At 69.9% G+C, this 9084-nt stretch carries 7 protein-coding genes, 1 tRNA gene and 1 pseudogene; 3 read left to right on the top strand and 6 right to left on the bottom strand.

The genetic code is table 11. The annotated features are described in order from the left end of the window. The 4 genes and pseudogenes from VB716_RS09690 to VB716_RS09675 all read right to left on the bottom strand — a co-directional run. A pseudogene (locus VB716_RS09690) lies at nt 1-492 on the bottom strand (N-acetylglucosamine kinase); the annotation flags it as partial. Continuing rightward, nucleotides 492-1811, bottom strand: a complete 1320-nt coding sequence (locus VB716_RS09685; protein WP_323270328.1) for an IctB family putative bicarbonate transporter — start codon at nt 1809-1811, stop codon at nt 492-494. The gene VB716_RS09685 and the pseudogene VB716_RS09690, both read right to left, overlap by 1 nt. Next, nucleotides 1808-2542 (bottom strand): tRNA (guanosine(46)-N7)-methyltransferase TrmB, encoded by a 735-nt coding sequence (gene trmB / locus VB716_RS09680; RefSeq protein ID WP_197172115.1) that lies wholly within the window; start codon nt 2540-2542, stop codon nt 1808-1810. Before trmB ends, VB716_RS09685 begins: the two co-directional genes overlap by 4 nt. 26 nt (nt 2543-2568) lie before the next feature. Then, on the bottom strand, nt 2569-3855 hold the full coding sequence (locus VB716_RS09675) for an FIST signal transduction protein (RefSeq protein ID WP_197171663.1): 1287 nt from the start codon (nt 3853-3855) through the stop codon (nt 2569-2571). Nucleotides 3856-3890: 35 nt separating this feature from the next. On the opposite strand from VB716_RS09675, the gene VB716_RS09670 reads away from it, so the two are divergent. Both VB716_RS09670 and VB716_RS09665 read left to right on the top strand, forming a co-directional pair. Next, the gene (locus tag VB716_RS09670; RefSeq protein ID WP_197157288.1) at nt 3891-4544 is read left to right on the top strand and encodes a DUF3177 family protein; all 654 of its coding nucleotides are present in this window, start codon (nt 3891-3893) and stop codon (nt 4542-4544) included. Then, nucleotides 4534-4848, top strand: a complete 315-nt coding sequence (locus tag VB716_RS09665; protein ID WP_231598179.1) for a hypothetical protein — start codon at nt 4534-4536, stop codon at nt 4846-4848. Before VB716_RS09670 ends, VB716_RS09665 begins: the two co-directional genes overlap by 11 nt. 30 nt (nt 4849-4878) lie before the next feature. On the opposite strand, the gene ileS is transcribed toward VB716_RS09665, so the two are convergent. Then, nucleotides 4879-7764 carry an isoleucine--tRNA ligase gene (ileS, locus tag VB716_RS09660; protein WP_323270330.1) on the bottom strand — a complete coding sequence of 962 codons (2886 nt, stop codon included), beginning with the start codon at nt 7762-7764 and terminating at the stop codon, nt 4879-4881. Nucleotides 7765-7963: 199 nt separating this feature from the next. Further along, the gene (locus VB716_RS09655; RefSeq protein WP_322757737.1) at nt 7964-8908 is read right to left on the bottom strand and encodes a Ycf66 family protein; all 945 of its coding nucleotides are present in this window, start codon (nt 8906-8908) and stop codon (nt 7964-7966) included. Nucleotides 8909-8972: 64 nt separating this feature from the next. Here VB716_RS09655 and VB716_RS09650 point away from each other — a divergent pair. Further along, nucleotides 8973-9054: transfer RNA gene (locus VB716_RS09650), tRNA-Leu, on the top strand. Nucleotides 9055-9084: the final 30 nt, after the last annotated feature.

The raw sequence follows: 9084 nt of genomic DNA, 5'->3' as shown, positions 1-9084 counted from the left end.
GCCGCAGCGGTGGCTGCGGCCCTGGCCGTCCTGGCCCACGGCGATCGTGCCGGTGCCGCTGATCACCAGGATGCCGACCCCGCCCGCGAAGGCGCCGTGCAGGGCGGTGCGCTCATCGCCGGTCACCTCCAGCCGTTCCAGGGGCAGTTGCAGGGCCCGGGCGGCAAGGCGTCGGCCCTCTTCCTGAACGGCGGTTCCCTGCTCGATCCCGCTGGCGCCGATCGCCGCCGCCAACAGGGGCTGCAGACCTGTCTGGGCCTGCGCCTCGGCCGGCAGCCGTTCCAGAGCGCTCTGAAGGCTGAGCTGCAGGGCCGCACGGAAGCGCTCCGGACCGTCCGGTGCCGCCAGGTGGCAGACGCCCGGCCCCTCGCCTTCCGCCAGGATCCAGGATGCCGGATCGGGCCGTGCCAGCCGGCAGCAGGTGTGGCTCTGGCCCGCGTCGAAGCCGGCGATCAGGCCTGGCGAAGGCACTGGTGCTGGCGAGCCGGTCATCAGGGGCGATCCGTGGCCCGGCTCAATGCTGGAGCGGCCGCGAGGGTGGCCAGGCAGAACCAGGCGATCAGCTGCACCTCCGGCCGGAAGAAGATCGTGTCGGTGAGGCCCTGCACCATCAGCCCGGCGATCACCGCCACCGAGGCCAGGCAGGGCAGGGCCAGCACGCCGGACTGACGCCACTGGGCCAGCCCGGCCCTGATGCTTGCCAGAGCGAGGCCGATGCCGGCCAGCAGACCGGGAATCCCCGCTTCCACGGCCAGCTCCAGGGGGATCGAGTAGGTGCTGAGGGCGTTGAACTTGGGTTGCTGATAGAGCGGGTAGATCAGGTTGAAGGCCGTGTTGCCCGGCCCGATCCCCAGCCATGGCCTGTCGCGGATCATGTCCAGGGCCGCCAGCCAGACGTTGATGCGGAAGTTGTTGGAGCTGTCCTCGCGGCCCACCAGCAGGCTCATCGCCCGCACCCGCAGGGGCTCCACCTGGGTGACGAGCAGCACCAGAATCAGGGCCCCGCCTCCCAGCAGCAACAGCGGAAACAGGCGCCGCCACAGCAGGGGCCAGGTCTGGGTCTGGCGGATCGCCAGCAGCAGGCCGATCACGGCAAGGGAGGCCACCATCCCCATCCAGGCGCCGCGGCTGTAGGTGAGCACCAGAGCTGAAGCACCCAGCACCAGGGAGGCGAGAGCATAGAGCTTGCGGGCCAGGCCGGGCCAGCGCAGCAGGGCCACGATCGCCAGGGGCAGGATCGGCAGGAGATAGCCCCCCAGCAGGTTGGGGTTCTCCAGGGTGCTGTAGATCCGCACCGTTCCGCTGGCCACTGAGTTCGGATCGGCCCAGCGGGCCAGTTCGCTGGTGTTGGCGTAGAGCTGCCGCAGGCCGATCACGCTGGTCACCAGCTCGCCGGCCAGCAGCGCTGCCACGATCCGGTCCCACCACACCGGAGCGGCGGCCAGCAGCTGGCGCATCAGGGCATAGACGGCCATGTAGCTGAGCAGTTTCAGCAACCCCTTGGCTGCGGCAGCCGGGACCGGCGAGAAGCCCGTGGCCAGCACCGCCAGGGCCAGCACCACCAGCAGCCAGCCATTGATCGGGCTCAGGCCCCGCGCCGGCGTCCGCAGGGCCCACACCAGCCAGAGCAGGCCGCTGGCCAGGATCAGCAGGCTCAGCCCTGCGCGGGTCACCAGCGGCAGGCCGGCCATCAGGGCGCAGAGCACCACCCCCGCCACCAGGGGCATCCGGCTGCTGAGGGGGCCGGCGGGGGTGTTGGCCAGAACCCCCTGCCAGCGCAGCAGCCAGGGGGTGGGGGCAGGGGAGGTCAAGGGGCTGGTGGCTCCGCGGCGCAGGAGTCGGTGGTGTGCACCGGCTCAGTGGCGGGATTATCGGCGGCCAGCGCCACCCTCTCCTCCAATCCGGGGGCGGGCGTCAGGGCGCGTTGATAGAGCACGCGGTACACCGGAAGCCCCTGCTCCAGCACCAGTCGCTCCCGTTCGGTCGGCACCGGCAGGGGGTTGTGGTCGCGCCAGGGGCGCCGGTCCTGCGGCGGACGGGTGAAGCAGGCGCTGGCCTCGATCAGGTCCACCATCGGCTCGATCACGGCCAGCACGTCGCTCTGGATGAACAGCTCCCGGCCCGGCGCCAGGGCGGCTGCGATCGCGTGCAGCAGGGCGGGCTGCAGCACCCGCCGCTTGTGATGCTTCGTCTTGAACCAGGGGTCGGGGAACTGGATCGTGACCCGCTCCAGCCTGCCCTCCGGCAGGGCCCTGAGCCAGTCCTGCAGGCTCACATTGGCGTTGCAGAGCAGGAAGTGGAGGTTGCTGAGGCCCAGGACCTGGCGGTCGGCCTCGGCGGCCTCCACCAGGGGCCTGCGGATCTCGACGCCGAGATGGTTCCAGCCCGGATCCACCTGGGCCAGGGCCAGCAGGAAGCGGCCGCGGGCCGAGCCGATGTCGAGCCGAAGCGGCAGGGACGGATCGGCGAACAGGTCGTTCAGTGGTGGCAGGGGCCGCGGCAGCTGGTGGCGGCGGCTGAGGGGATTGACGTGTTGACGCACCATGGCGGCAGTGTCGCTTCCGGCGCTCAGGCCGCCGCTTCGGCTGCTGAGGCGACCGGGTCCACGGGTTCCTGGGGCACCAGGAAGCCGATGCTGGCGGTGTAGCCATGCAGGTGCGTGTTGCCCGCCACCGGCCCGATTTCGCCGTTGCAGAACGCCCCGGCGATCGGCACCGTCGCGAAGGCGGCGCGGCAGAGGCTCACATCCCCGTCCGGGCGGCCGTAGAGGCCCTGGCCCCGGCCCAGACAGGCAAAGACCAATGCCGCCAGTGGCTCCGGCTCCCGTTCAGCCTGGCTGGCCAGCAGCTGGCGCAGCTCCTGGCTGGAGGCGGCGGCATCGCGCAGCTGGAACTGCACCTGCTGGCCCACCCGCATCCGCTCCGCCACGGCCACGGCGCCATTGCGGGGATCGACGCCGATCAGGTTGCGCACCAGGAAGGCCGCCGAGTCTTCGCTGCTGCTGCTGAGGCTGAAGTTGCTGCGCCCCACACCCAGGAACAGGGAGTGCTTGACGAGCTCCCGCTCCTCCGGGGTGAGGGCCGTGAGGATTTCCTGCAGGGCGGCCACGGGGGTGTTGCGCCGCTGGCCGAGGCTCACTTCCAGCACCACGTTGCGCTGGGCCTGCTCCACTTCGAACACCGGGCCGATCGGCCGGCAGCCCTGAGCCACCACCGCATCGAGCCGCCAGGCTCCTTCGATCAGACAGCCCACCGCGCCGGTGCAGACCGAGCCGTCAAACAGCAGGGAGCCATGGCTGGCGCTGTGCTGTCCGGCGATGCCTCCCACCTTGTCGACCCCCGCAAAGGCGTAGTCGAGGCCACTGATCAGGTCGTTGATGGCCGGACTGGAGGGATCCACCAGCAGCAGCATCGAGGCAGACGCGCCTGCGGCGGTGCCGACCCGATCGATCCAGGGTTCGGCGGGGCCGTCCAGATCAGGCAGCTGGCTGGTGTCGATCTGGAACGGGTGCAGCCTTGCACCGGGCAGGCGCAGCAGGGTCACGCTCAGGGCCGGCTCGCGCTCCAGCTCCCGCGGCACCCCGGCAGGGTCGGTGCCCACCACACCGCCGCCGACACAGCCGAGCCAATGGTTGGAGCGCAGCCGCTGGCTGAGCAGTGGCAGCAGACGTGGCAGGTCACTGGCGTAGGCGCTCGAGACAAACACCAGGGCCAGATCGGCTTCTTCCTTGCTGCTCAGTTGGCCGGCGACGGCATCCACCGCGGCCTCGAGGGAGGCCTCCTGGGAGAGCGCGCTGCGACACCAGGCAGCCGGCTCAGCTGGCTCGAGCCAGCGCAGGAATGGGAATGCGGCCATGGGCGGACCCTATCGCCTCAGGCAGGCTGCGGATAATGGCGTCTTCCCGTACCGCCGCCGCCGTGTTCGAGTCCGATCTCCTGTATCGCTCGCTGGTGTGGCTGGATGTGCGGCTCGCCAGCGTGTTCGCCCTGGGGCTGCCGCTGGTGCTGCTGGTCTGGGCGGCGCTGCGTCGGGAGACGGCCCTGGTGCGGCTGCTCACGATCTACTGGAAGGTGGCCAGCCTGCTGCTGGTGGCCCTGTTGCTGCTCACCGATCGCCGTCCGCTCGGCTACGCCCTGCTGGTGATTGCGCCGCTGCTGATCGTGGCGTCCCTGTGGTTCTGGGTCGATCTCAACGAGGAACTGGCCGACCTGCCGCCCTGGCGTCCCTTGCCGCTCACCCTGCGCCTCTGGCGCTGGAGCCTCACGGTGCTGGCCCTGCTCGGGGCGGGCCTGGCGACCACGGCGCTTCCCTGCCTGGGGGGTGGGGCTGCCCTGGAGCGCACCCTCTGCCGTGCCTGGCTGGAGGCGCCGCAGGGCATTCATGGGGGCGTCGACCGGGTCTTTGACTTCGTCTTCGGCGCCGACTGGACGCCGGCGGTGGCGGCCTTCGTGGGCTACCTGGCCCTGGTGGGCTATGGGGTGGGGCTGTTGCAGTGGCTGCTGGTGCGGCTGCCCAAGCAGGGGAGGGTGGCCGGTGAGTTCTGAGACGGGCGCTGCCGGCTGTGGGGTGCTGGCCAGGCTGGAGGAGATCAGCCGGGACCGGCCCGATCGGGTGCTGCGGCTGCGGGGTTCCCTCGGCGAGGACCCCCTGGAGCTGCTGGTGTTCCGCGGATTTTCCAGCAGCACCACGCACCCCACAGAGGTCGATCCCGACCAGTCGGCGTTGCCGCCGGGCGCACGGATCGAAGCCGCCGAACTGCTGGTGGGCCCCCTGCGGCCCGGTGCCGAGCAGGTGCTGCTGGGGCCGGTGCCGATGGAGCTGCTGTTGGACCCGGCCCGCTGGTGCTGAGGTGCCTGGCCGGCTGAACTCCGGCTCAATTCAGGTGGTCAGCACCGCCACGCAGCGGCCGCAGAGGCTGGGGTGCAGGGTGTGCTGGCCGATGTCGGTTTCGTAATGCCAGCAGCGCTCGCATTTCTCGCCCTCGGCCCGGGCAATCCGCACCTGGATGCCGCCTGCGCTGGCCTCGGCCAGCACCGCGTCAGGGGGAGCACCGCCCAGCTGCAGAGCTGAGACCAGCAGCCAGTCGGCCAGGTTGTCGACGCTTGGCGCGGCTGAACCCGCCAGCCAGTCGAGGCAGGGTTGCAGGGCCGCTGCGGCCTCACCGGCGCCGAGCTCCAGGTGCACCTGGGCTTCAAGGGAGGCACCGAGCTTCCCTTCGGCCCGGCAGCTCTCCAGCTGGCGGTTCACCAGGGCGCGCAGCTCGAGAATCCGCTCCATGGAGCTCTCCAGTTCGGGTGCGGCCCAGTCCGCTGGCGCCGTGGGCCAGCCCCGCTCAAACACCGAGACCTCGGCCACGGGGTAGGGAAGGTTCTGCCAGATGTCTTCAGCCATATGGCAGAGCACCGGTGCGATCAGCCCCGCCAGACGCTCCAGCACCAGGCTCAGCACGGTCTGACAGCTGCGGCGGCGGAATTCGGCAGCGCCGCTCACGTAGAGCCGATCCTTGGCGATGTCGAGGTAGACGTTGGAGAGATCCACCACGCAGAAGTTCTGCAGCGCCTGAAAGAAGCGGTAGAACTCGAAGCGCTCGAAGTCGCCCGTCACCGCATCGATCAGGGCGGCGGTGCGCTGCAGCATCCAGCGGTCCAGCAGCGGCAGCTCGGCGTAGGCGATCGCATCGCCGCCCTCGGCCACGGGCCGCGGATCGAAGTCGTGGAGGTTGCCCAGCAGATAGCGGGCCGTATTGCGCACTTTGCGGTACACATCCGCCAGTTGCCTGACGATCCCCGGACCGAGGGGCACGTCGGCCGAATAGTCGACCGAACTCACCCACAGCCGCAGGACATCGGCCCCATAGGCGGGATCCTGCTTGGCGTTCTTGCCGCCTTCCACCAGGACCGCCGGGTCGACCACGTTGCCCAGGGATTTGCTCATCTTGCGGCCCTTCTCATCCAGGGTGAAGCCGTGGGTGAGCACCCGCCGATAGGGGGCGTGGCCATTGACGGCCACCGAGGTGAGCAGGCTGCTCTGGAACCAGCCGCGGTGCTGGTCCGAGCCCTCCAGGTAGAGGTCGGCGGGATAGTTCAGGGGCGAGGCCTCCGCCGGGGCGTCAGCGGCGGCAAGGCCGCCGAGCACGCCGGCCCAGGAGGAGCCGGAATCGAACCACACATCCATGGTGTCGCTGCCCTTGCGCCATTGATCGGCCTGGTCGGCATAGGCGGGTGGCAGCAGGCCTGCCTCATCGCGCTCCCACCACACGTCGGAGCCGTGCTCGGCGATCAGGGCCTGGATGTGGTCGAGGGTGTCGGCGTTGAGCAGCACCTCACCGCTGCTGCGGTGATAGAACACGGGGATCGGCACACCCCAGGTGCGCTGGCGCGAGATGCACCAATCGCCCCGGTCCCGCACCATCGCCTCGATGCGATTGCGGCCGCTCTCGGGCAGCCAGTCCACGGCGGCGATCGAGGCGAGGGCCTGGTCGCGAAAGCCGTCCACTGACGCGAACCACTGTTCCGTGGCCCGGAAGATCGTCGGTTTCTTGGTGCGCCAGTCGTAGGGATAGCGGTGTTCGTAGCGCTGCTCCGCCAGCAGGGCGCCGGCATCCCGCAGGGCGGTGATGATGGCCCCATTGGCCTCCTTCAGCACATTCAGGCCGGCGAATGGACCGGCTTCGGCGGTGAGGTTGCCGGCCTCATCGACCGGGCAGAGCACCGCCAGGCCGTACTTGCGGCCGGTGTTGAAGTCGTCCACGCCATGGCCGGGGGCGGTGTGCACCAGGCCGGTGCCTGCTTCGGTGGTGATGTATTCGCCGCCGATCACCACCGGGCTGCTGCGATCCAGCAGGGGGTGCTGGTAGGTGATGCCCTCCAGCTCCGCGCCCTTGACCCGAAGGATGGGTTCGAGACTCAGCCCCAGGGTGTGCTCCAGGCTGGCGGCCAGATCGGCCGCCACCACCAGGTGGGCAGCGCGGTGTTGGCTACCGCCTCCGCCCTGGCCGATGCGGCAGATGGCGTAGTCGAGTCGGTCGTTCACCGACACTGCCAGGTTGGCCGGCAGGGTCCAGGGCGTGGTGGTCCAGATCGCCACCGCCAGGGAGCCAGCGCCTTCAAGGGTCACGCCGGCGTTGTGCAGGCCCTGGCGCAGCGGCTCGGGCAGCTCCACCACCGGAAAGGCGACGAAGACGCTCGGGGAGGTGTGCCCGTCGGGGTACTCCAGCTCGGCCTCCGCCAGGGCGGTGCGGGAGCTGGGGCTCCAGTGCACCGGTTTGAGCCCGCGGTAGATGTGCCCGGCCAGCACCATCTGGCCGAACACGCCGATCTGGGCCGCCTCATACGACTTGTGCAGGGTCAGGTAGGGCTGGTCCCAGTCGGCCCAGATGCCCCAGCGGCGAAACCCGGCCTTCTGGCCCTCCACCTGCTCGAGCGCATAGGCGTGGGCCTTGCGCCGCAGCGCGATCGGCGTGAGGGCCTGGCGTTCGCTGCTGCTGAGGCTCTGCAGCACCTTCAGCTCGATCGGCAGGCCGTGGCAGTCCCAGCCCGGCACGAAGCGGCAGCGCCTGCCCTGCAACAGGGCGGTTTTGTTGATGATGTCCTTGAGGATCTTGTTGAGGGCGTGACCCACGTGCAGGGCGCCATTGGCGTAGGGCGGCCCGTCATGCAGGGTGAAGCGTTCTCCCGGATTCTCGCGGCTGAGACGCTCGTAGATCCGCTGCTCGACCCAGAAGCGCTGCAGCTCCGGCTCCCGCACCTTGGCATTGGCCCGCATGCCGAAGGGCGTCTGCAGGAGGTTGAGGGTGTCCTTGTAGGACACCTCTGCGGTGGGGCCCGCGGCCGCAGCCGGATCGGAGGACGAGGGGGAGGCCGGGCTGGCGGTCACGACGCCTCGGTGCAGCAAGGCGCGATTATCCCGTCCCGCTGCATTCGCCCCGGCGTGACGACGCTCTGGCACGCCGGTGTCTTCGGTGTCAGGGTGCTTCAGGCGTGGAGCGGAGCAGCGCGTCGACATCCTCGAAGCTGCGCACCACTGGGGCCGATCCCACCTCGGCCTGGACTTCGGCTTCGGTCTTGGCTTCGTCAGCTTCGGGGCCGGCTTCAACCTCCTCCGATGCTGTCGCCTCCTGATTCGAAGCCTGGTCCTGAACCGAAGCCGACAGTTGCGGTTCTGATGGTTCCCGGGTCAGGTCGGAGGGGGTCAGATCGTCCTCCGGGGCAGGGCTGGGCGCTGCAGCTGTCCCCGCTGGCTGGGTTTCGGCCTCATGCCTGGGGGCAGTCAGGGGAGGGATCGATCCGTCGGACTCTGGGCTGGTTTCCAGCGCAGGCTGGTGCTCGGTGGCCCCATCGGTCTCGGGGCTGTGCTGGGGCGCGGGCTCCTGGCCCTGCAGGCCATCGGCACCGGGGTTGCGCTCGGCCCCTGGGTTGGAGTCCATGTCGGCGCTGGCTTCCTGGTCAGAACTGTCCCTTGAGCTGTCCGTGGCCGCAGGCTCCTGCCGCACCCAGCGCTTGGTGACGCTGCGCGGTTGGCGCCGCTCCTGGATCCAGCTGGCCAGTCCCGTTGCCAGGCCCATCACCAGCTCGATCAGCTTGCCGACCGCCACCAGCAGTTGCTGCAGGCTGGTACGCCACCGCTCCAACGACCAGAGCCGCTGCTGCTCTTCGGGGGTGAGCTGACGCCAGCGGGCCTGGCCCACCTCGCTGCCGAGGCGGCCGATCAGCAGGCCGCCGCAGAGCACGGCCACCATCGGCGCTCCCACCAGGCGGTCGGCGCTGGTGACCAGCACCAGCCCCAGCAGCAGCACCACCGCCCCCCACACTGCGTCGCGGGGACGGCTCAGCTCCTGGGCCAGCAGCGGCAGCAACAGAACAGCCAGCCCCAGCAGCAGGGCCAGGCTTCCCCCCAGGGTGGCGAGCATGGCGGTGTGGCGTACGGCCCCCATTGTGGAAGCTGTTCCCCGACACTCCCTAGAGTCGCCACACGCCCACCTGGCGGAATTGGTAGACGCGCTGGGTTTAGGTTCCAGTGGCTCAGGCTGTGGGGGTTCAAGTCCCCCGGTGGGCATTCCCGGTTTTTTAGGTTGTGTGACCTTTT

It is taken from the genome of Synechococcus sp. CCY9201 (genome assembly GCF_034931105.1).
In the GTDB taxonomy this organism is placed as follows: domain Bacteria; phylum Cyanobacteriota; class Cyanobacteriia; order PCC-6307; family Cyanobiaceae; genus CBW1002.
This window is presented reverse-complemented; position numbering and strand designations above follow the sequence as displayed.